This window comes from Aeromonas ichthyocola (assembly GCF_046087985.1).
Taxonomy (GTDB): domain Bacteria; phylum Pseudomonadota; class Gammaproteobacteria; order Enterobacterales; family Aeromonadaceae; genus Aeromonas; species Aeromonas rivipollensis.
The window spans coordinates 311,852-334,587 of the sequence record NZ_JBJSWH010000002.1; the positions used below are offsets into that span (position 1 = coordinate 311,852).

At 62.6% G+C, this 22,736-nt stretch carries 14 protein-coding genes and 8 pseudogenes; 10 read left to right on the plus strand and 12 right to left on the minus strand.

Annotated elements, in window-relative coordinates; translation table 11 throughout:
* Positions 1-283 precede the first annotated feature (283 nt).
* From pykF to pgl, 4 genes are all read left to right on the plus strand, one after another.
* A complete protein-coding gene (gene pykF / locus ACF2JD_RS06125) occupies positions 284-1,696 on the plus strand; it encodes a pyruvate kinase PykF (protein ID WP_025327713.1) in 1,413 nt (470 codons plus the stop codon).
* A gap of 148 nt (positions 1,697-1,844) precedes the next feature.
* On the plus strand, positions 1,845-5,165 hold the full coding sequence (gene mscK / locus ACF2JD_RS06130) for a mechanosensitive channel MscK (protein ID WP_111910242.1): 3,321 nt from the start codon (positions 1,845-1,847) through the stop codon (positions 5,163-5,165).
* A gap of 129 nt (positions 5,166-5,294) precedes the next feature.
* Positions 5,295-5,903 (plus strand): LysE family transporter, encoded by a 609-nt coding sequence (locus tag ACF2JD_RS06135; RefSeq protein WP_440987008.1) that lies wholly within the window; start codon positions 5,295-5,297, stop codon positions 5,901-5,903.
* A 97-nt stretch (positions 5,904-6,000) separates the two neighbouring features.
* Complete coding sequence (pgl, locus tag ACF2JD_RS06140) at positions 6,001-7,011, plus strand: 6-phosphogluconolactonase (RefSeq protein ID WP_440987009.1); 1,011 nt, start codon at positions 6,001-6,003, stop codon at positions 7,009-7,011.
* Between the two features lie 72 nt (positions 7,012-7,083).
* Here pgl and ACF2JD_RS06145 read toward each other — a convergent pair whose 3' ends face one another.
* The 3 genes from ACF2JD_RS06145 to ACF2JD_RS06155 all read right to left on the minus strand — a co-directional run bounded on the left by ACF2JD_RS06145 (position 7,084) and on the right by ACF2JD_RS06155 (position 10,038).
* Entirely contained in the window at positions 7,084-7,650 is a 567-nt protein-coding gene (locus ACF2JD_RS06145; RefSeq protein ID WP_005328842.1) for a lipid-binding SYLF domain-containing protein, read from the minus strand.
* Between the two features lie 251 nt (positions 7,651-7,901).
* Positions 7,902-8,642 carry a dienelactone hydrolase family protein gene (locus ACF2JD_RS06150; RefSeq protein ID WP_139744226.1) on the minus strand — a complete coding sequence of 247 codons (741 nt, stop codon included), beginning with the start codon at positions 8,640-8,642 and terminating at the stop codon, positions 7,902-7,904.
* 157 nt (positions 8,643-8,799) lie between these two features.
* Positions 8,800-10,038 (minus strand): solute carrier family 23 protein, encoded by a 1,239-nt coding sequence (locus tag ACF2JD_RS06155; protein WP_440987010.1) that lies wholly within the window; start codon positions 10,036-10,038, stop codon positions 8,800-8,802.
* Positions 10,039-10,343: 305 nt separating this feature from the next.
* Between ACF2JD_RS06155 and ACF2JD_RS06160 the strand changes: the two genes are divergently transcribed.
* The 3 genes and pseudogenes from ACF2JD_RS06160 (at position 10,344) to ACF2JD_RS06170 (ending at position 11,955) form a co-directional block, all read left to right on the plus strand.
* Positions 10,344-10,646: a hypothetical protein gene (locus tag ACF2JD_RS06160; RefSeq protein WP_440987011.1), complete on the plus strand. Its 303-nt coding sequence runs from the start codon at positions 10,344-10,346 to the stop codon at positions 10,644-10,646.
* Between the two features lie 714 nt (positions 10,647-11,360).
* Complete coding sequence (locus ACF2JD_RS06165; RefSeq protein ID WP_440987012.1) at positions 11,361-11,618, plus strand: hypothetical protein; 258 nt, start codon at positions 11,361-11,363, stop codon at positions 11,616-11,618.
* Positions 11,615-11,955 (plus strand): annotated as a pseudogene (locus tag ACF2JD_RS06170) (RT0821/Lpp0805 family surface protein). The gene ACF2JD_RS06165 and the pseudogene ACF2JD_RS06170 overlap by 4 nt, the downstream one beginning before the upstream one ends.
* Positions 11,956-12,041: 86 nt before the next feature.
* Here the strand turns inward: ACF2JD_RS06170 and ACF2JD_RS06175 are convergent.
* Positions 12,042-13,756 (minus strand): annotated as a pseudogene (locus tag ACF2JD_RS06175) (NAD-dependent malic enzyme).
* Positions 13,757-13,849: 93 nt separating this feature from the next.
* Here ACF2JD_RS06175 and ACF2JD_RS06180 point away from each other — a divergent pair.
* The 3 pseudogenes from ACF2JD_RS06180 to ACF2JD_RS06190 form a co-directional block, all read left to right on the plus strand.
* Positions 13,850-14,242, plus strand: a pseudogene (locus ACF2JD_RS06180) (NTP transferase domain-containing protein).
* Positions 14,239-14,741 (plus strand): annotated as a pseudogene (mobB, locus tag ACF2JD_RS06185) (molybdopterin-guanine dinucleotide biosynthesis protein B); the annotation flags it as partial. The pseudogenes ACF2JD_RS06180 and mobB, both read left to right, overlap by 4 nt.
* Positions 14,742-14,902: 161 nt before the next feature.
* A pseudogene (locus ACF2JD_RS06190) lies at positions 14,903-15,944 on the plus strand (FUSC family protein); the annotation flags it as partial.
* A 99-nt stretch (positions 15,945-16,043) separates the two neighbouring features.
* Here ACF2JD_RS06190 and ACF2JD_RS06195 read toward each other — a convergent pair.
* The 8 genes and pseudogenes from ACF2JD_RS06195 to ACF2JD_RS06235 form a co-directional block, all read right to left on the minus strand.
* Entirely contained in the window at positions 16,044-17,417 is a 1,374-nt protein-coding gene (locus tag ACF2JD_RS06195) for an HD domain-containing phosphohydrolase (RefSeq protein WP_440987013.1), read from the minus strand.
* A 90-nt stretch (positions 17,418-17,507) separates the two neighbouring features.
* Positions 17,508-18,032 (minus strand): DUF3332 domain-containing protein, encoded by a 525-nt coding sequence (locus ACF2JD_RS06200; RefSeq protein WP_440987014.1) that lies wholly within the window; start codon positions 18,030-18,032, stop codon positions 17,508-17,510.
* A 182-nt stretch (positions 18,033-18,214) separates the two neighbouring features.
* Positions 18,215-19,522 (minus strand): annotated as a pseudogene (locus tag ACF2JD_RS22590) (methyl-accepting chemotaxis protein).
* 192 nt (positions 19,523-19,714) lie between these two features.
* A complete protein-coding gene (locus ACF2JD_RS06215; RefSeq protein ID WP_408849557.1) occupies positions 19,715-20,179 on the minus strand; it encodes a GNAT family N-acetyltransferase in 465 nt (154 codons plus the stop codon).
* 62 nt (positions 20,180-20,241) lie between these two features.
* Entirely contained in the window at positions 20,242-20,661 is a 420-nt protein-coding gene (locus tag ACF2JD_RS06220; protein ID WP_440987017.1) for a DoxX family membrane protein, read from the minus strand.
* Positions 20,662-20,694: 33 nt separating this feature from the next.
* Positions 20,695-21,438, minus strand: a pseudogene (locus ACF2JD_RS06225) (HvfC/BufC family peptide modification chaperone).
* Positions 21,431-22,282, minus strand: a pseudogene (bufB, locus tag ACF2JD_RS06230) (MNIO family bufferin maturase). Before bufB ends, ACF2JD_RS06225 begins: the two co-directional pseudogenes overlap by 8 nt.
* Positions 22,283-22,352: 70 nt before the next feature.
* Positions 22,353-22,610: a BufA1 family periplasmic bufferin-type metallophore gene (locus ACF2JD_RS06235; RefSeq protein WP_456305323.1), complete on the minus strand. Its 258-nt coding sequence runs from the start codon at positions 22,608-22,610 to the stop codon at positions 22,353-22,355.
* Positions 22,611-22,736 lie beyond the last annotated feature (126 nt).

Here is a 22,736-nt window from a genome sequence, read left to right on the forward strand (position 1 = left end):
CGGCCAGAGGGGGAAAGGGGCCCAGGTTCCCTCGCTGACGGTCTCATCCCTTGTTGGTCATTTAACTACATGGGATCAGGCCATCGAGGGGGCGAGAAATGGGAACCAAATGGCCTCACTCGCGGAAAATCAATTATTTTAGCCCCTAAAATCAGCTGTGAGCGAAAACGTTATCTTTCAAATTGAGGCGTTTTTAGCTCAAAACGTTGTTTCTGGATCATAAAAAGTATCCAAAAACTGGTGTATATTGCACGGCGGAAACTCCTTAACCATGAAGACTGACATGAAAAAGACCAAAATCGTCTGCACCATAGGTCCCAAGACCGAATCCAAAGAAATGCTCGGCAAGATGCTCGACGCCGGCATGAACGTCATGCGCCTGAACTTCTCTCACGGTGATTACGAAGAGCACGGCACCCGTATCCGCAACCTGCGTGAAGTGATGGCCGAGACCGGCAAGCACGCAGCCATCCTGCTGGATACCAAGGGTCCGGAAATCCGTACCATGAAGCTGGAAGGTGGCAACGATGTCTCTCTGGTCGCCGGCCAGACCTTCACCTTCACCACCGACCAGACAGTGGTTGGCAACAAGGACAAAGTCGCCGTGACCTACGCCGGCTTCGCCAACGACCTGCGCGTCGGCAACCGCATCCTGGTGGATGACGGCCTGATCGGTCTGGACGTCATCGAAATCACCGAGCGTGAAGTCATCTGCAAGGTGCTGAACAACGGTGATCTGGGCGAGAACAAGGGCGTCAACCTGCCGGGCGTCTCCATCAAGCTGCCGGCCCTGGCCGAGAAAGACAAGCGTGACCTCATCTTCGGTTGCGAGCAGGGCGTGGACTTCGTTGCCGCCTCCTTCATCCGCAAGAAAGAAGATGTGCTGGAAATCCGTGAGCACCTGAAGGCCCACGGTGGCGAGAACATCCAGATCATCTCCAAGATCGAAAACCAGGAAGGCCTGGACAACTTCGACGACATCCTGGCTGTCTCCGACGGCATCATGGTTGCTCGTGGCGACATGGGTGTGGAAATTCCGGTTGAAGAAGTGATCTTCGCCCAGAAGATGATCATCACCAAGTGCAACAAGGCACGTAAAGTGGTCATCACCGCCACCCAGATGCTGGATTCCATGATCAAGAACCCGCGTCCGACCCGCGCCGAAGCCGGTGACGTGGCGAACGCCATCCTGGATGGTACCGACGCCGTCATGCTGTCTGGCGAATCCGCCAAGGGCAAGTACCCGCTGGAAGCCGTGACCATCATGGCCACCATCTGCGAGCGTACCGACGCCGTGATGCCGTCCAACCTGTCTGCTGCCAACGACAGCAACAAGCTGCGCATCACCGAAGCCGTCTGTAAAGGCGCCGTCGAGACCTCCGAGAAGCTGGATGCCCCGCTGATCGTGGTTGCCACCGAAGGCGGCAAATCTGCCAAGGCCATTCGCAAGTACTTCCCGAAAGCCTGGATCCTGGCCATCACCACCAACAAGAAAACTGCTGCCCAGCTGGTCCTGACCAAGGGTGTGGTTGCTCACGTGGTTGACAGCATCGCCTCTACCGACGATTTCTATCGCATCGGCAAAGAAGCGGCACTGCAAAGCGGCATGGGCCTGAAGGGTGACGTGGTCGTCATGGTCTCCGGTGCCCTGGTACCGAGCGGTACCACCAACACCGCCTCCGTTCACGTACTCTAATCAGTCTTGAACCGATAAAACGGCGCCTTGGGGCGCCGTTTTTTTTATCTCTCCCCCCTGCTGCCTCTCTCGCGCCGGTGCTAGAATCCACGCGGATTTCCCCCCAGTGGGAAACCTCCCGAATCTCGCATAATCACCCGGACGTTTTATGCCCTCAATACAGTTCAGAAGAGCCTCGGCCACCCTGTTGCCGCTGCTCTGTTTACTCATCAGCCTCTGCGCCCCCCAAGCCATGGCGCAGGATCTACCCCAGCGCGCCACGGTACAGCGGGCGCTCGATGCCCTCGGCAAGTCAGAGACCCTGACCGTCAGCCAGCAGGCGGATCAGAAGTTGCTGACCGATACCTTAGCCCTGCTCGACAGCATCGAGAAGGAGCAGGCCAAGGCCAAGGCGCTGACACAGCGGGTACGCTCCCTGCCCGGCGAAATGAAAGAGATAGGCGCCAAGATAGACTCCCTGGCCCAGGACAAGGGTCCCGAGCAGCTCAAGAGTGAATACGCCAGCATGAGCCTGGCGGAGCTGGAGAGCCGTCAGCCGGAAGTGCTGGCCAACATGCAGGATGCCCAGGAGGCCCTCGGCACCATAGGCAGCCAGATCACCAGCCTGCAAACCCTGCCGGAGCGGGCCCAGGCCAACATGAGCCGCGCCTATCAACGCAGCCAGGAGATCCGCACTCGCCTGAACTCCGGGGATGGCGTGAGCAGCGCCGAGAAGATGAAGCTCAATACCGAGCTGGCGTTGCTGGACCTGCAACTGGCCAACCTGCAAAAGGATCTGGACAACCGCACCAGCATGCAGGATCTGGCGGTCAAGCAGCGCGACTACCAGAGTGCGCGCCTCGCCCATGAAGAGCAAAAACTGCAGGCCCTGCAGGAGCAGAGCAGCGCCAAGCGCCTCGGCGACACCGAGAAGGCCGCCGAGCAGACCGGCGAACTGGTCGCCACCCAGGACAACCCGCTGGTGCAAAAAGAGCAGGAGATCAACCACCAGCTCAGCCAGCAGCTCATCAGCGCCACCACCAACCTCAACCTGCTCGCACAGAAAAACCTGCAGGCCAAGAGCTGGCTGGAGCGCGGCACCCAGACCGAGCGCAACCTGAACGAACAGGTGCAGATGCTCAAGGGCAACCTGCTGCTCTCCCGCATCCTCTATCAGCTCTACCAGCAGCTGGAGGCCGCCCCCTCCACCCTGGTGAAGAACCTGGAAGAGCAGATAGCCGACCTGCACCTGGCCCAGTTTGAACTGAGCCAGCAACGGGATCAGCTGTTCCAGAAGGGCCAGTATCTGGACAACCTGATCGCCAACAGCAGGGAGACCGTCAGCGAAGAGGACAAGGCTAACCTGGTCAAGCTGATCGATACCCGCATCAGCCTGCTGGATCAGCTCAACCGCCAGATGGATGCCCAGCTCACCAACGCCATCAGCCTGCAGCTCACCCAGCAGCAGCTGACGCGCATCTATGCCTCCATCGAATTCACCCTGCAACAGCACATCTTCTGGGTCAGCAGCAACAAGCCCATCGATGGCAAGTGGTTCATCAACTGGCCGGGTCATGCCTACAAGCAGGTCTCCGACTGGGTGCTCAAGCCGGATTGGCAAGGCTGGGGCGACATGCTGCTGGCGGTCTCCCTGCTCGCCTTCCCGCTGCTGCTGGTGGGTGGCCTGCTGCTGTGGAAACGTCCGACCCTGGTCAAGCGCCAGCAGAAGATCGCCAAGGATCTCGGCCGCTTCCGCCAAGACAGCCAGTGGCACACCCCGCGCGCCCTGCTCTACACCGTGCTGCAGCGCCTGCCGGGTACCCTCTTCATCCTGGCCGCCGGCCTGCTGCTGGCCTATTGCGGCCTGCTGAGCCCGCGCCTCATCTTCCAGATCACCCTGAACCTGGCACTGGGCTACCTGGTGTTCAGCGTCTACCTGTCGGTGATGCGCCCCGGCGGCATTGGCGAGAGCCACTTCCGCATCCCGCGGGACGAGCTGCAGGCCAAGCGCACCAGCATGCGTTACCTCTGGCTGCCCCTGCTGCCCCTCATCATGCTGTCGACCAAGGCGGTGGTGGAACCCTCATCGCTCGGCAATGACGTCATCGGCCAGGCGCTGACCATGCTGCTGCTGGGGCTGACCGCCTACCTGGTGCTGCCCATCTCCCGCGCCCGCATCAAGGGCGAGGCCAGCATGCTGCAGACCATGACGGCAGTCGCCCTGGCGCTGGCGCCTGTGGCCCTGATGGTGCTGGCGGCGCTCGGCTACTACTACACGGCCCTGAAGCTGACCGGTCGCCTGATCGAATCCTTCTACCTCATCATCATCTGGAGCCTGGTTTATCGCACCGCCCTGCGTGGTCTGGAGCTGGCGGCCCGCCGTCTGGCCTACCGCCGCGCCGTCGCCAAGCGCGAGCACAAGCCTTCGGAAGATGCGGAAGGGGGCGAGGCCATCGAAGAGCAGCCCATGGATCTGGAAGAGGTCAGCCAGCAGTCCCTGCGCCTGACCCGCATCATGCTGCTGCTGGTGTTCGGCGTCGCCTTCTACTGGCTCTGGTCCGATCTGGTCGCTGTCTTCACCTACCTCGACAGCGTGGTGCTGTGGCACAAGAGCGAGGGCACAGGTGCCAACGCCGTGCTCTATCCCATCAGCCTGAGCGATGTGCTGACCGGCCTCTTCCTGTTCGGGGCTGCCCTGTCGCTGGCCCGCAACCTGCCAGGCCTGCTGGAGGTGCTGGTGCTCTCCAAGCTGCGCCTCGCCCAGGGCACCGCCTACGCCTTCACCACCATGCTCAACTATGTGCTGATCGGGATGGGCTCGCTCACCGCGCTGGCCATGCTGGGGGTCCAGTGGGAGAAGCTGCAGTGGCTGGCCGCCGGCCTCTCGGTCGGTATCGGTTTTGGCATGCAGCAGATAGTCTCCAACTTCATCTCGGGCATCATCATCTTGTTCGAGCGCCCGGTACGGATCGGGGATACTGTGACCATTGGCACCATCTCGGGCACGGTCAACAAGATCCGCATCCGCTCGACCACCCTCACCGACTTCGACCGCAAGGAGGTGATCATCCCGAACCAGCAGCTGATGATAGAGCGACTGATCAACTGGTCCCTGTCCGATACCGTCACCCGGGTCATCGCCCGGGTCGGGGTGGCCTATGGTTCGGATCTGGAGCTGACCCGCAAGCTGTTGATGCAGGCGGCCACGGAGAACAGCCGGGTCTTGAAGGACCCTGCCCCCATCGTCTACTTCCTCACCTTCGGCCCCAGCACCCTGGATCACGAGCTGCGCTTCTTCGTGAGCGAGCTCGGGGATCGCAACCCGGCCATCGATGAGCTGAACCGCCGGATAGACGTACTGTTCCGTGAACACGGCATCGACATCGCGTTCAACCAGATGGACGTCCACATCAAGAACCGGCAAGGGGACGAGCAGAAGATAGAGTCCCGCCCGGCCCTGCCGCCGCCCAATGGTGGCAAGCCGGCCTGATGCCGACCTCCTGCCCCTGCAAACAGGCTCCATATTGGAGCCTGTTTTTTTACCCGGGCCGCCGGACTTGAAAGCGGGAGCAGGCCCCCAATATAGGGAAGACAACGGAATGTCACCCACGAGGATCTCATGGACTATCTCTACGCCGTGGTGCTCTTTGCCATCTCGGCATCTGTCACCCCGGGACCGAACAACATCATGGTGATGAGCGCCGGCGCCAACTTCGGGATCAGGCGCAGCCTGCCGCTGCTCATGGGGATCTGCGTTGGCTTCACCCTGATGCTGTTGCTGGTGGGGCTGGGTTTCGGCCAGCTGTTCACCCTCTTCCCCAGCCTGCACTTCGTCATCAAGTGTGTCGGCACCCTCTATCTGCTCTATCTCGCCTGGCTGATTGCCCGCTCCGCCGACGAGGTGACGGGAGACGCCTCTGCCCGCCCCCTGGGGTTCCTCAAGGGCGCCCTGTTCCAATGGGTCAATGCCAAGGCCTGGGTGGTCGCTACCGGCGCCATCGCCGCCTTCACCAGCGCGGGGGCCGACTTCCACCAGCAGAACCTGACCATAGCCCTGACCTTCTTCATCGTCTCTTTCCCCTGCGTCGGGCTCTGGCTCCTGTGCGGCACCCTGCTCAAACGCTGGCTGACCAATGCCCTCGCCCGCCGCCGGTTCAACCATGCCATGGCGGCCCTGCTTGCCCTCTCGGTGGTGCCCGTCATACACGAGATCCTGAGTCGGCCCTGACGCGGCGCCATGAGGCTGTGGATGGCGGGCGCCATCCATGGGACCATGTCTTATCTCCCTGCCCCTCGCGGGGCACTCTTTTTCTCTGGAGCGTGCAATGGAACAAGTGGTGTATGTGGCCAACCCGGTGAGCGGGTTGATCCATGTGTTTCGACTGGAAGAAGGCGAGCTGGCCCCGCTGCAGCAAGTCCAGACCGGCGGCGAGGTGCAGCCCCTGGTCATCAGCCCGGACAAGAACTGGCTCTATGCGGGGGTGCGCCCCGACTTTCGGGTGCTGAGCTACCCCATAGCCGCGGATGGCCGGCTCGGAGCGCCCTCCTCGGCGCCGCTCTATGGCAGCGCCTCCCACAGCTGCACCGATGGGGCCGGGCGCCTCTTCTTTGCCGCCTCCTACGCCTTCGACCATGTCAGCGTCTCGCCCATGGACGACGCTGGCCGGGTGCTGGCACCCCACCAGCGCATCGACCGGCTGATGGCTGCCCATTCGGTGACCCTGTTGACAACCGAGCAGGGCGAGCAGGAACTGCTGGTGGCTTGCCTCAAGGAGGATGTCATTCGCCGCTTCACCCTGGGAGAGGATGGTCAGCTGAGCCCCCATCCCCTGGGTGACATCCACACGGCCGCCGGCGCCGGGCCCCGCCATCTGGCGCTGCACCCCACCAACGGCGATCTCTACTGCCTGAACGAGCTCGACTGCACCCTCAACCGCTACCACAGGGAGGCGGATGGTCGCATCGGCGCGCGGGAGAGCCTGGACATGCTGCCCGAGGGTTATCAGGGAGAGCGCTGGGGGGCCGACATCCACCTGACCCCGGATGGGCGTTATCTCTACACCAGCGAGCGGGCCAGCAGCCTGCTCAGCCTGTTCGGGGTCGACGAGGAGGACGGCGCCCTGACCCTGCTGGGCCACTTCCCGACCGAATCCTGCCCCCGTGGCTTTGCCATCGACCACAGCGGCCACTATCTGATCGCCACAGGGCAGAAGTCCCACAGCCTGGCCGTGCACCGCATCGCGGCGCAGACGGGGGAGCTCAGCCTCTCATCCCGCCAACATGTGGGGGAAGGGGCCATGTGGGTGAGGGTGCTGACGCTGGACAAGCACGCCTAGGGAGGTTCAAGGCCGCAGAAATGCACGCGGCGCTCTGATGAGCGCCGCGCAGTGAACATTAATCTCTGGGCCTTATTGGGTGCCGTTGAGATCGTCATCCGGCCAGTATTTGTAGCCCTGCATGGTGGCCTGCACCGCCACCCCCTTCTCGGTGAGCTGGTACATCTTCACCTTCTGGAAGTCGGCATTGGCCGCCTCGCTGACCACCACCTTGCCATCGTCCGCCGACTTGGCGGCCAGATCCGCCTGGGCGCTGGCATCGAAGCCTGTGGTAATGAATCTGTCCAGGGCGGCGGCATCGTTGAAGATGATCACGGCCTGGAATTTCTTGATCCCCATGCCGATCCCCATGCCGGCGGTCGCCATCTTCATGTAGGTATCGCGACCGGTGCGGTTGTCACGAAGCACCCCATAACCACTGCCAGCGCTCAGTACCAGCAGGTTGTTGTTCACATTGGTGAAGACGGCATAACCCTTGGATCTTGCCACCTCCTGTCTGGTGCCCGCATCCTGACCATACAGGGTGGAGAGGGTCTGCTGGCGCATCTGTTGAATGTGGTTGCGTTGCTCGGCGGGGGTATCCCCCTTGGCACAACCAACCAGCAGCAGAACGGCCAGAATATGAGTCCATAGACGCATGTCATTACTCCTTCGTGTCTCGTGTGCGGGGGGCTGAGGGGGCCTCCCGCGCCAGAATCGGGTCAGAGGCCATCCCTGTGACCCGTTATCAGCATTCACCGTCCGGTGCCCCGGGGGCGCTGGCCAGATACAAGTACCTCATCGAGTCAGTATAACCAGCGCCACTGAACTTCTGCTGACCCGGCAAGCAGTGGTGCCCAGCCACGCGGGGCCATTGGTGGCATGATCCCGCTTCGCCGCCTAAGGCTGCCCTACCCCTTGGTCACCTCGCCGAGAAACTCGGTGAAGCGCCGCCAGGACTTGGCATCGGCATCGGCGCGGTAATTGTCCGAGCCAAAGACGCTGAAGGCATGGGGGGCGCCGCTGTAGCTGGTCGCCTCATGCCGGATGCCAGCGCTCTCCAGCTCGGTGATGAGGGCCGCGAACTGGCCCAGCGACACCGCCTGATCCGCGCTGCCATGCTGGATCAACAGGCTGGCCCTGGTCTGCTCGTAGTTCTGACCGGCCGGGGTCTCCAGCCCCCCGTGGACGCTGACGATCCCCTTGAGGCTAGCGCCGCTGCGGGCCAGCTCCAGCACGGCGGCGCCGCCGAAGCAGTAGCCCATCGCCACCGCATTGTCGAGCCGGCCGCCCTGCCTGCCCGCCTCGGCGAGCCCTGCCTGCAACAGCTTGCGCATCCTGGCCCTGTCCTGATAAAGCGCCCCGGTGAGCTTCTTCCTCTCTTCCACGGCGGTCGGTCTGACCCCTGCCCCGAACAAGTCCACCGCGAACACGCTGTAACCGAGCGCCACCAGCATCTCGGCCCGCTTGACCTCGTAATCCGTCAGCCCGTCCCAGTCGTGCACCAGCACCACCAGGGGCGCCTGCTTGTCGGCAGCGGCCAGGTAATATCCTTCGAAGGGCTGACCGTCGACCTGGTAGCGCACAGCACCGGCCTGGGCCGCGCCCCCCCAGATAAGCCCAAGCAGGGCCAGGATCCATCTCGTCTTCATGTTCGTCTCCTTGACTGTGAACAACGCCACTGATTGTAGTCGCCGGGCCGAGCCCCGAGGGATCAAGGCCCTCCCGGCCGGGTGCTACAAAAGCAGGAGGCCACCCAAGGGTGGCCTCCTGTCATCGCTGTGGCTGAGGGGTCGTCGCTCAGTCCGCTTAGTCCTTGGCCGACTCCATGGCACCCTCTTCGGAGTGCTGGGGCAGGATGAGGTTGAGCAGAATAGCGGCCACCGAGGCCAGGCCGACACCGGCCAGGGCGAAGTCACCTATCTTCATCTCCAGCGCGCCGACGCCGACCGTCAGGGTCACGGCGACTATGGCGATGTTGCGGGCCAGCCCCAGATCCACCTTGGACTCCACCAGGGTCTTGAGACCGATGGCGGCGATGGATCCGAACAACAGCAGCATGATGCCGCCCATCACCGGCATGGGGATGGAGGTGAGCAGGGCGTTGAACTTGCCGAAGAAGGCCAGAATGATGGCGAACACGGCGGCCCAGGTCATGGTGACCGGGTTGAAGTTGCGGGTGATCATCACGGCACCTGTCACTTCCGCATAGGTGGTGACGGGGGGGCCACCGATGAAACCGGCGAAGCAGACGCCGATGCCGTCACCGGCCAGGGTGCGGTGCAGGCCGGGATCCTTGGTGTAGTCCTTGCCGGTCACACCGCCGATGGCCAGCACGCCACCTATGTGCTCTATGCAGGGGGCTATGGCCACCGGCAGCATGAAGAGGGCAGCGGCCCAGTTGATCTCCGGGGTCTCGAAGTGGGGCAGCGCCAGCCAGGGGGCGTTGACCATGCCATCGAAACTCACCTGACCCATCAGCACGGCGGCCACATAACCGGCGATGACGCCGGAGAGGATGGGGATGAGCTTGATCCAGCCCTTGCAGAACACGGCCGCGATCAGGGTCACCGCCAGGGAGATCCCCGCCAGGGTCAGCGCTGTCCCCGCAGGCCACCACCTGCTCACTACCGGCACGGCCCATCGCCATGTTGCAGGCAACCTGCGCCACAGAAGGCCGATCACCATGATCACCGGGCCAATCACCACCGGGGGCAGCAATTTGTGCACAAAACCCATCCCTTTTGCCCGGATCAGCGCCGCCAGAATGAAATACATGAAACCGGCGGCAAACAAGCCGAACATGGTGGAGGGCAGGCCCCAGGTCTGGGTGGCATAGATGATGGGGGCGATGAAGGCGAAGCTGGAGCCGAGGAAGATCGGGACCTGGCGACGGGTGCAGAGCTGGAACAGCAGGGTGCCTACACCGGCGCCAAGCAGGGCCATGGAGGGGTTCAATCCGGTGAGCAGGGGCACCAGAACCATGGCACCAAAGGCAACAAACAGAATTTGCAGCCCGGCGACGCTTTGCTTGACCAAGGAAAACATGGGTATCCTTAATTTTTTGATAACTGACAGGGATAATTGACACTTTTCAGTCATCACAAGACTTTTTCAAGGCATGAGATGCGCCATTCGGCGTCATTCGTTACCTTTCACTGCTTGGGGAGGGCATGAAACTGGCTTTTTAGGCGGGATTCGTTGCTACAAGCATCGAGTATGCGATTTTACGCATTATTGTGACGAACGCCAATCGTTTTTCCATCATGTTTATTGTGTTTATGGTCAAAAATGCCGCCACCTGGGGGCGCTCTATAATGGATCCTGTGAATCAAGATGGACAAGGAGTCCCCATGTCACAGCCCCCATTCAAGGCCAGCCAGCGCAGATTGCTTATCGGCTCGGCCATCGCACTCGCCCTGTTTGCAAACCCGTTCAGTTATGATTTCGCCCACAATGAGTGGCAAATGAATCAGGCCTATGCCAAGTCCTGCTTTATCGCCGGCACCCGCATCACGATGGCCGATGGCTCCACCCGCCCCATCGAAACGCTCCAGGCCGGTGAACAGGTGCTGGATCAGCATGGCGGCAGTCAACCGGATCCTGGCGGTCGAGCGCGTCATCCTGGGCAAGCGGAGACTCTACGGGATCAATGATCTGCCCCCGTTCTTTACCGCAGAGCACCCTCTGCTGACCACGCGGGGCTGGGTGGCCATCTCACCCGCCATGACCCGAACCGAAAACCCGCAACTGGCGGTGCTGCCGCTATTTACCGGCATGCAGATAATGTGTCGCCCCGGCACCTACGCATGGTGACGGGCAATCTGGCCCTGCGGCCCAGCCCGCCGAGCTGCTGGTTGAGTCACTCTGCTGGATCGACAGCCCGCCCACTACCGCACTCTTCAACCTGCTGCTCGATGGCAGCCACAGCTATATCGCCAATCGCTGATCGTTCACAACAAAGGGGGTGACGGCGGAAGCGGCGGCAATAGGGCAGCGGGGGGCAGCAGTGGTGGTGGCGACAGCGGTGGAGGCGGCAACAGCGGCGGCGGTGGCAGCAACAGCGGCGGTGGCAGCGACAGCGATGGGGGCAGCGGCGATGGCACAGCGGCGGTGGCAGGACAGCGGCGGAGCATGACAGCGGCGGAGAGCTGCATGGTGACAGAACGGCATGCTGGTGGACAAGCGATGGGGGGCGATGAGAACGCCATGGGGGTGGCCGCGGCAATGGGTGATGACAACGGCATGGATGCGGTCGATGCCAATGGCAACAAGGGGGTGGGCGATGGCAATGGCGATGACAACGGTGTGGATGCCGTCGATGCCAATGGCAACAAGCTCAGAGGCGATGGCACATCGATGACAACGGTGTGGATGCCGTCGATGCCAATGGCAACAAGCTCAGGGGCGATGGCACCATCGATGACAACGGCGTGGATGCCGTCGATGCCAACGGCAACAAGCTAAGAGGTGATGGCACGGTCGATGACAACGGTGTGGATGCCGTCGATGCCAACGGCAACAAGCTCAGGGGTGATGGCACGGTCGATGATCGCCAGCAAGTGCTTACCGATGAGCAGGAGCGGGCGCTGCTCAACAACGGTTTTCGCCAACAGGGGCAACCATAATGCGATATCTGTTACCACTCCTCCTGCTCGGCCTCACTGGCTGCGCCACGGTCGACACCCCGCCGCTTTACCATCAGATGGATAAGGCAGATGTTCAACTGGCCAATCAGGCCCTTGCCAAGGCGCTGGAAACCCGCACCAAAGGGCAAAGCCTCACCTGGTTCAATCCGGCTAACCGTCACTCGGTAGCGTCACCCCGCTACGCACCTTCCGCCATCCCAGTGGGGAGTGGTGCCGCGACTATCGCGAGCAACTCTATATCGGCAAGGCGAGCCAGCAGTGGCAGGATACCGCCTGTCGCAATCAGCAAGGGCGCTGGCGGCCATTGCGAACTTAGTGAATGCCACGGGGTAAACGAAGGGGGTAGCAGCGCTACCCCCTTGTCATCTTTACCGACCCGTTATCCGGGCGGTGAATACGCGGTTATACCCGACGATAGGGCAGGTAAACCGGCTCCCACATGTGGTTGAGGATATGCTGCTGCAGATCCTGACCGATCAGCGGGTGGGAGGGATCCGGCGCACGATATCCTTGAGCACCGCGGTCGCCACATGCACCGAGATGCTGCGCAGCTCGCGAATGCGCGGATAGACGGCCCCTTTCGCCAGGTCAACCTCACTCACGCACTCGGCCAGCGCAAAGGCGGCGGTGGTGAAGACATCGGGTGTGATCTCGCGGAGCTGGCTGACGATGGCCGCCAGACCTACACCGGGGAAGATAAAGACGTTGTTGCCCTGCCCGACCCGGAACTCCTGCCCCTCGTAGCTCACATCCTTGAACGGACTGCCGGTGGCGACGATGGCTTTGCCCTTGCTCCAGCGGTAGATATCCTCCGGCAGCGCTTCACAGTTGGCGGTCGGGTTGGAGAGCGGGAACACCATGGGGCGCTCGCAATGCTGCAGCATCAGCTGGATGTGCTCTTCCTGGAAGGCACCGCCCGAGCCGCTGGTACCCAGCAGCACGGTAATGGGCACATGACGCAGCACATCGGCCAGATTGGCCTTGCCGGGCACCTCGGTGTCCCAGCCGGCCAGCAACAGGCCCGGCTTGGCGTAGCGGCGCTTGTATTCATCCAGCCCCTCGCGGTTGTCGCACACCAGCCCCTGGGTATCCAGAATGTAGATGCGATCCCGGGCCGCCTGCGGGTCCAGCCCCTCGCGGATCATCCCGGCGCAGATCTGATCCGCCACCCCGACCCCGCCGGCCCCGGCCCCATAGACCAGGTAGTGCTGCTGGCCCAGGGTCTCGCCCTTGGACTTGACCGCCCCTATGATGCCCGCCAGCACCACGGCCCCTGTGCCCTGGATGTCGTCGTTGAACGAGGGCAGCGTCTGCTGGTAGCGGGAGAGGTTGTTGAAGGCGTTGGACTTGCTGAAGTCCTCCCACTGCAAGACGGCGTTGGGGAAGTGGCGCTTGACCCCGGCCACGAACTTGTCGATGAAGTCGTCGTACTCCTTGCCGCGAATGCGCTTGTGGGGCTGACCCAGGTACATGGGATCGTCCAGCAGCGCCTGGTTGTCGGTGCCCACGTCCAGCGCTATGGGCAGACAGCAAGCGGGATGGATCCCAGCCCCCAGGGTATAGAGGGAGAGCTTGCCGATGGGGATGCCCATGCCCCCCACCCCCTGATCCCCGATGCCGAGGATCCCCTGGCTGTCGGTGACCACTATGATGCGCACCGCCTTGGCGTCCATGTGGCGGGCGAGGGAGCCCATGTCATCGACGTTCTTCGGGGTGATGTAGAGACCGCGCGGCTTCTGGAAGCGGTGGCTGAACTCCTGACAGGCCTTGCCCACGGTCGGGGTATAGATGTAGGGGGTCATCTCCTCCACGTGGCGCGACAGCAGGGCGTAGAACAGGGTCTCGTTGCGATCCTGCAAGGCCCGCAGGTTCTGGTACTTCTCGATGTCGCTGCAGGCGCTCAAAAAGCCCTGATAGACCCGCTCCAGCTGGGCTTCGAAGGTCTGCACCTGGGGCGGCAGCAGGCCGTCGAGCTCGAAGTCGGCCCGCTCCTGTTCGGTGAAGGCGGTGCCCTTGTTGAGATTGCGATCGTTGAGCAGATCGGTGCCTGTCAGTGCAACGGGGCGAAAATCCTCTCCCTGTGCGTCTTTCCACAGCAGATATTGTCCGGTAGCCATAGTCATTCTCTTTGATTTACATGATGTTGCCATTAGGCAGGAGAGCAAGACTCAGATTGCAGGGGATCATATGACGTTTGGGGATTCGGTTTTGTGAGCTTGGGCATACCCTGCGGCCAAATTGCCGCCGCCCGCCACGACTGGGTGCTGTTCGTGCCCTGTGACGGCCCCGCCCTGCCACGGGATCTGATGGCCCGTTTTCGCGCCGCCATGACGCCGCAGACCGAGCTGGTGGTGGCCCACGACGGCCAGCACCTGCAACCCGGTGGTGGCCCTGCTGCACAAATCCTTGCTCCCCTCCCCTCCCGCCGCGCTGGCCGAGGGAGAGCGCAAAATCGATATCTGGTTTGCCCGCCACCAGATGGCGGTGGGGCGGCTTCGCCGACCAGCCGGATGCCTTCATCAATCTCAACAGCCCGGACGCAGCTGGCCGCCTACGAGGCGCGCCTGCCAGACTCCGCGACCGGACAAGGAGCCACCTCATGACCCCGGCCCCCACCCTGCCCCTGCTCGGCTTTGCCGCCGGAGCGGCACCGGCAAGACCACTCTGCTCGAGCAGATCATCCCCCTGCTGGTGAGCCGCGGCCTGCGCCTCGGGGTGCTCAAGCACGCCCACCACGACTTCTACATCGACCAGCCGGGCAAAGACAGCCACCGCCTGCGCAAGGCCGGTGCCAGCCAGATGATGGTGGCCTCCCGCCGTCGTCACGCCCGCATCGTTGAGACCGATCTGGGTGAGGCCGATTTTCGGAGGCGCTGCTGGCCAGCTTCGACAGCGCAGCCTCGACCTGCTGCTGGTCGAAGGGTTCAAGCACGAGCACTTCCCGAAAATCGAGCTGCACCGCGCCGCCATCGCAGCTGCTGCTGTTCCCGCTTGATCGCGACATCATCGCCGTGGCCAGCGATCAGCCCACATAGACCACCCTGCCCCGACTCGACATCAATGATCTGGACGCCATCGCCGACTTCGTCTGCGCCCGGCTGCCCCGGGATGCAAGCAACCAGCCCCCTTTGTCGCCGCCGCTGCGCCTGCTCGCCCTGGCCCTGGAGGCCATTGCCAATCCGGCGGGGGAGGCTTGCCTGCCCGGCCACCTCAGCCAGGATGCCAGCGGCTGCTTGCAGGTGACCTGACATGAGACGACTCCCTTGCGCCTGAACACGCCGCTCTCCCGCTTCGATCTGCTGATCTATGGTCGCTACCGCCTGGTTCACGGCCTGCGCATCGCCCTGGCCTTCACCCTCACCTTCCTGCTGACCCGGGAGCTCAAGCTGCCGGAGAGCACCTGGCCCCTCATCACCCTAGTGGTGGTGATGGGCCCCATCTCGTTCTGGGGCAACGTGCTCTCCCGGGCGCTGCAACGGGTGGTCGGCACCATCTTCGGCGCCGCCTGCGGTGTGGTGGCCCTCTATCTGGAGCTCTACTCCCTGCCGCTAATGCTGGTCTGGTGCTGCGCCATCATGTTCCTGTGCGGCTACCTGGCGCTCGGCAAGCGCCCCTATGTGGGGCTGCTCATCGGCATCACCCTGGGGGTCATAGTCGGCGGGGTGCCGGGAGACATAGAGACGGCGCTCTGGCGCAGCGGCGACGTCATCCTGGGCTCCCTGCTGGCGCTGCTCTTTTGCAGCATCTACCCCCAGCGGGCCTACAGCCACTGGCGGCTGCAACTGCACCAGATCCTGCAGCAGTCGGGGCGGCTCTACCACACCCACCTCTCCCCCAATGTGCTGGAGCGACCCGCGCCTCAAACACAATCTCTCCCAGCTGCTGGCACAGACCGGCAAACTGCGGGCCCTGCTGGCCCCGGCGGCCAAGGAGACGCGCCACAGCGTCGCCCTGTTTGATGCGGTGCAGGTCACCATGCGCAACACCCTCTGCACTCTTGAGATGCTGGCCAACACCTACTGGAACGATTGGCAGAGCCACTTCCTGATGCAGAGCACGGCTGCGCTGCAAGCCTGCCATCTGGCCACCGAGGAGGCGATCAACCAGCTTGCCCTGATGATGCAAACCGGCGACGGTCGCGGGGCCGATGCCGCCATCGCCCGCCTGCACGAGGTGGCGACCCAGGTGTCGCTGCCGCCCAACGCAGAGGCGGCCATCAATGGCTACCTCTGGCTCAACGTCCAGCTGACCGAGCAGCTCACCCACCTGCGCCGCCTGCTGGGGCTGGTGATGTACCCACCCCGCCCCATCGCAAGCAGCCGGACTAGACCCAATGCAAAACGCCCCGCAATGCGGGGCGTTGTCATCGTCTACTGGCCGCTTGGGCCATGAAGGCAGCAAATCTTAACTGGCCTGCGCCAAGGGCTGCTCGGGGCTGAGGTAGAGGGAGAAGTCCCGGATCCCCGCCTGAAGGGCGGCGAAACAGTCGGGATCGATGGCGCTGCCCAGATGCTCGGCCATCATCTCCAGCGCCTGGGGCACGGGGATGGCGTCGCGATAGGGGCGCTTGGCGGTGATGGCGTCGAAGATATCGGCGGTGGTGATAATGCGTGTCTCCAGAGCAATCTCTGCGCCGCTGAGCCCCCTCGGATAGCCCTTGCCATCGAGCCGTTCATGATGGGCCCCGGCCACCTGGGCCAGCTCCCTGAACGCCCCTATGCGGCCCAGGATCTCCTCGGTATAGGCGGCATGCATCTGCACCGCGGCCCACTCCTGCGCATCTAGCTTGCCCGGCTTGTCGAGGATGGCGTTGCTCACCCCGAGCTTGCCCACATCGTGGAGCAGGGCACCCCGCTTGAGCCAGCGCCGTCTCGATTCAGGCAGCCCCATCTGGGCGGCAAGAATGTCGGTATAGAGCGCCACCCTGCCGCTGTGGCCCGCGGTATAGGGGCTCTTGGAGTCCACCACCTGACCGAAGGCCGCGGCTATCTCGTCCAGATAATCTTCATCGAGCGCCACCTCCCCCTGCCCGGCCGGGTGGTCGAAGACCCACTCGGTCAGCCTGGGGTCCACCAGCCCCTGCCAGAAATCCTCGTCCGCCAGCGCTTCAAACTCGCCGACCAGGGCAGGATCAAACCAGCTGCCGCTGCGCTCGCGCAGCTCCCTCTTCGCCGCATCCGGGCCTGCGGCGGCGTGAAACACATCCACCACCTGACAGAGCAGGGCGATGCGGGAGAAGAGGGGGATAGCCTCCCCCGCCAGTTGCAGCGGCCGCCCCTTGCCATTCCAGTGCTCATCGAGGGAGAGGATGCCGTTGGCCACCTCGTCACTGAAGCGCAGCTGGCGAGCTATGTCCGCCCCCCGGTGACAACGGGTCTGGATCAGCTCGTTGGCTATCTGATCGCCGTTGCGAAAGATGTGGAACAGGCTGCGAAAACGGCCGAGCAGATCCGCCTGCAAGCCGGTGTGACCCAGCACGAAGTTGACCACCTCGGAGAGGGAGCCATCCACCAGCTTGAAGTCGCGCTTGAAGTGAAGATCGTCGGTGAGATAGAGCTCGCAGATGCGGGCGGCATTGCTGCTGCACCCCAGATCCTTAAGCAGAAGGGTGTAATAGAGGTCATGGCGCTGCCGGGCATCCAGTCCCAGCCGCTCCCCCAGACGGGCACCTATCCAGCAACAGCGGATACAGTGCCCCCGTGGTTGACCCTCAGTCATGTCCAGGGCATGGCTGAGGGAACCAATCAATTCAGCCAACCGCAATCCGGTCACCGTCATAGCCTGCTCCCTTAGACATGCATGGCGATTTTGCCAGCAGCTTAGGTATACCCCATCTGAAGCTGGAACAGCTTTCTGATTCAGTTGAATTTAGGCTGCAGCCTTCCCCTGATTCGCCCGCTCTTCCAGCTCTGCGCGGCTCAGGGTAGAGACAAAGCGGCCATCGAAGTAGATATCCATCAACTCGCCACGCTTCTCGCCACGCATCATGCCGCGATGACCGTCGATGTAGTGCTCCATCTGGGCCGTGCGCTCGTCCGGGTAGCTCACCTTCAACTCGCGCACCCCTTGCGGCAGCATGGCGAGCGGCACCTTGTTGAGGGCCGGATCCAGATGCTGGTTGACCTTGATCACCGCATCGGCCTTGTGATCCACCAGGGCCGGCGACTTGCCGGTGATGGGGTTCTTGCCCGACCAGAATTCGATGGTGTTGAACACGAACAGATCCGCCGTCGCCGCCAGGCCATAGACGGGGGAGAGCAGCACGAAGACACCGGCACGGCCGTAGCGATTGTCCACCACGCTGAGGTTGCCCTTGGTCACCATGGAGGAGAGGCCCATCTGCCCCATGCAACCGCTGAGCCCCATGCTCGCTACCGTAACCAGCAGGGCCATTGCCCGCCCCTTGTTGTAATGCCATTGTTTTGTTCCTGCTCAATAGAAAATGAGGCGGCAGCCTAAACAAGGGGCCAGAAGAGCCACAATTCACAATGGTCGGGGTCATACAGGAGGGGTTCAGATTGGCATATCAAGTGCTCAATAAGCAAGCACCGATGGGATTATCATCGTGGTGTGCCTCAATAACCAGAACCGTCAGGAGTCCGATGGAGATTGGAGACTGTCTCGGTCACATTGATGGCTTCCTGGTGGATGTCGCCATCACGCCACTCACCTCGCCGATCTGCTCCTTGCCACGCTGGGCGCTGGTGGCCACCTCATTGATGTTGCCGGTCACCCTGGCCGTCAGCTCGCGGTTCTTCTGAACCACCTTGGCTATCTCGCCGGTGGAGAGGGAGGTGCGCGCAGCCAGCTGGCGTACCTCGTCGGCCACCACCGCAAACCCGCGCCCCTGATCGCCGGCCCGGGCCGCCTCGATGGCCGCGTTAAGGGCCAGCAGGTTGGTCTGGTCGGCGATGCTGCTGATGGTGGAGACGATGGCTTCGATGCTCTTGGACTGCTCGTTGAGCTGACCAATCAGGCCGGATGGCGTCACCTGCTCACTGACAAGGGAAGAGGCAACCATGCCGCCAGCAGTTCAGACCCGGCCTCGGCAAAGCGGGTGGTCTCCTGCGCCGTGGCTGGGCCACCTGGGCCGCCTCGCTCACTGGCATGACTCTTGGTCACCCGCTCGTCATGTCACTGGCGAACTTGATCACCTTGACCACCTTGCCGCTCTCGTCCCTGACCGGGTTGTAGGTAGCCTCCAGCCAGATGGCATTGCCATGGCTGTCACGGCGCATGAACAGCCCGGATTTGAACTGGCCGTGGGCCAACTCGTCCCAGAAGTGGGGCTGCTCGCGATAGAAGGCCTCATCGCAAAACAGCCTGTGATGCTGCCCCTTGAGCTGCGAAAGGGAGTAACCCATGCAACTCGAGGAAATTGGCATTGGCGTCACTATCTCCCCGTCGGGGTGAACTCTATCATGGCGAGGGAGCGATCCAGCGCCTGGGAGATCGCCTCCTGACTCAGCAGGCGCTGGTGATGCTCGGTAACATCGCTGGCCATCTTGACCACCTGGGACCACTCGCCCCTGTTGCTTCACCGGGAAATAGCTCGCCTCCAGCCAGCGGGTCTCGCCCTTCTGGTTGACCCGCTGGAAGATGCCAGACTGGGGCTGACCCTGGCGCAGGCGGCTCCAGAACTGCTGATAGTCGGTGGAGCCGGTCCAGCCCTTAGGGCAGAGCAGGCTGTGGTGACGCCCAAGCAGCTCGCCAGCGCCATATCCCATCAGGCTCAGGAAGGGGTCGCTGACCTCCAGGATCTCCCCGTCCGGACTGAAGATGATGGTCGCGGCACCGCTCTTGATCCCCTGGGCGAAGCCCTGCTCTTCATCTAGCCGGGCCTGACAGGCCTGCAACTGCGCCTTGAGTTTGTGATTGAACATGACACTCCTACCTCGTTGACGATCCGGATCGGCACCACAGCCTCCCCCACTGACTGTATCGGCCCCGCAAGTCCCAATAAGAGTGGTCAGATGACCTTGGGTCATGGGGGGCGCGCAGTGTATAGAAAAGCGACTAGGCCGCCAAGGGCTGCCAGTACGTAAAAGAATCTGCCGAGGATCACTGCGGCTAGTTCAGGGGGCGGGACACCACTCCAGGCAGGCCGGATTGGAAACAAAACCGAGTCGCTCGTAGAGCGGACGCCCCTGCTCGCTGGCGTGCAGCCACAGCTTGCCCAGTCGCTGTTCCCGGGCATGGGCTGCCATGGCATCGAGCAGGGCGCTCGCCATGCCCCGCTTGCGCCAGGCCGGCAGTGTATACATGTTGAGCAGATAGGCCTCGCGCCCCGACAGGTTGCCCGGATAGGGTGGGCGCACGAAGAGGGCCAGGGTGCCGCACGCCACCGCTTCTCCCTCGACCTCCACCAGCCAGGATCGGGCGCTGCCATCCGCCTGTGCCGCGCTGAAATAGGATTGGGTCGCCTGCCACAGCGCATCGCTCGCCTGCGGGTCATCGAGCTCCCCCAGTTCACCAAACAGCGCCATGCGAAGACGCACCAGGGCGGGAATATCGGCGGCCAGGGCCTCGCGAACCATCATCTTTTTCTCCTCGGGTGGCATGACAAGAAGGGGCCCGCAGGCCCCTTCATCTGACAGCCACGTTAATGGCCGCTGCGTCCCCTGGCAAGGCGCCAGTGATCCAATGACAGGGGGCCTGCGCCCCACACCGCCAGGGTCAGCAGCATCCAGCCCCACAGCTGGTGATCGTGGAAGCCCGCCGCCCACAGGGTGGGATAGGAGATGACCGCCATGGCGTTGAAGCCAAACAGCAGCAAGGCGACCGGGCGGGTGAAGAGTCCCGCCAGCAGGAAGAGCGGCAGCAGCAGCTCGGTCGCGGTGCCCGCGTAGGCCGCCCACTGCCAGGGCAGCAGGGGCACCTGATACTCGAACTCGAACAGGTAGAGGGTGGAATCCCAGGCCGTGAACTTGAGCCAGCCGGATCGCAGGAAGACGGCGGCGACCCAGAGTCTGGCCAGCAGCAGCAGGGCGCCAGCTGCACCTCCAGCGCGGCAAATCACCACTCGAGCTGGCCAGCGCCAACCATTTGTTTGCCATCATGGCATTACCTCCATGTCCACCAGCAGACCAAGGATTATCAGGCGAGTGAGATGTTCACTGGCCGCAGGGTCGGCCGCAAGCAGCTCAACCAGCGCCGTACCAGCGAGACATCCCTGTAGCAGCGCCCACTCACCCGCCGTCAGGGGCAGGGGCAACCCGGCAATCCGGCTGTTTCTTCAATGCCAGCCAGACGGGGGCATCAAGCACCTCCACAGCTTCACCACAGTGCAGTGCCATCTGCCACAGGGCTAGTACCGGATAATCGCTGGCAACCAGCAGCAGATCCGTGGCTGGCAAAGAGTGCAGCACCGCTCCCATTGTTGCGGCGATAATGCGGCCAGACGCTCGGCTGGCCAGCGTCTCCAGCGGCGCCAGACTGGCGCGCTCCAGCAGCCATTCGAACTGAGCCAGCTCCTCCAGCCAGGGCAGTCCGGTTGTAGTTGGCAAGCGGGCCAACCATTGGCCAAAGCCCTCCCCATAGTGCATGACGCTCCCTTTCTGCAGGGGCTCGGCCAGCACGAGCCACGGGCCGCCGCTGCAAAAGTCATCCCCGACCATGGCCGCGACGGCGGGGTAGCTGCTGGCGAGCACCTCGGTGAGGCCGAGGATGACGTTGTTGCGATAGACCTGCAGCACGGACTCGGCAGAAAAGCGCCCAGGCTGATGTGAGGGGAAATGGCGTCAGGCGCCCCCAGCAGACCCTCGGCAAAGTGCTGTTGCAGCTGTGCCAGTTCAGCCATGGGCCACCTCCCGTGGCGACACTCATGGCGCACTCCTCATCCAGAATGGCGCCGGCCTGCGCCGCCTCTGCCAGCAAGACCGGCAGCGGCGGCATTCGAGGTCCCACTCAATCAGGGTCGGAATGGCCTGCTTGCGGCAGATTTGGCGATAGAGTTCCAACAACCGTGCGACCACAGGCGCTGTGGGTGTCGATATAGAGAGAGCCTTCCGGCAGCTGCTTCTCGGTATAACCGGCCAGTGGCATCTCCCCCGACGGTGGCGAGGTCGATCGCAGCCAGATACTCATCGCAGAGAAACCGTGATTGAAGGCACTGACATAGAGATTGTTGAGGTCGAGCAGGATGGCGCAGTCGCTGCGCTGCTGCAGCTCGGCCAGAAATTCCCACTCGCTCATCTCCCCCGGCAGTTGCAGGTAGGAGGAGGGATTTTCAATCAACATGCGGCAACCCAGGGTCTCCTGTACCTGCATGGATTCTTGTCGCTCATGTTGAGCAGGAGGCGCGGGTATAAGGGACTGGCAGCAGATCGTTGAAGTGGCGCCCGCCAATGCTGCCCCAGCTGAGATGTTCCGAGATGCGTACCGGTTTGATGGCGCGGCCAGTGTCGACAACTGCTGCAGATGGTGCGGATCGAGCGGGTCGGCAGAACCGAGGGACATGCCAACGCCGTGCAGGCTGACGGGGTAGTGCTGCGCCAGTTCGGCGAGCACCTGAAAAACCCCGGCTGTGCCGTTCGAAGTAATTTTCACTGTGCACCTCCAGCCAACCGGCTGCCGGCAGGGTTCGCCGGATCTCGTTCTTCGTAATGGGGAGTGCGTAATCCTATGCCAATCAAAGGGTTCATCGCAAGACTCGCTTTCGCCAACCAGAGAAGATGCAGGGGAGCGGCCCGTTGGCCATCCCCTGCCCGATGTCTACTTGGGTTGCAGCGAACCGCCGACCAGCTTCTCGCACAGCCCTTTGGGCATCACCACAAAGGCATCACCCTGAGCATCTTCCTTGGGCAGAACCGCGCAGGAGCTGCTCTTGGTCGCACAGTCATTTTTGCTGGCCTTGACCACGCCGTAGCACTTCTCCTTTTCATCGGCAGCCATGGCTGGTGCCGCGATAAATTGGGCGCCCAGCGCCAGCAGACCCGTCATGGCAGAGGCGATGGCAGTACTCTTTTTCACGTTCATATCCATATTCCTTGTTGTCTAGAGTGGTGTCTCCGGCGGATGTCATCCGGTTACGTCCAATAGAACCGGCCCAGGGGAGAAAAGATTTCCCAAAAATTGAAAAAACCTGAAAAAAAGCCA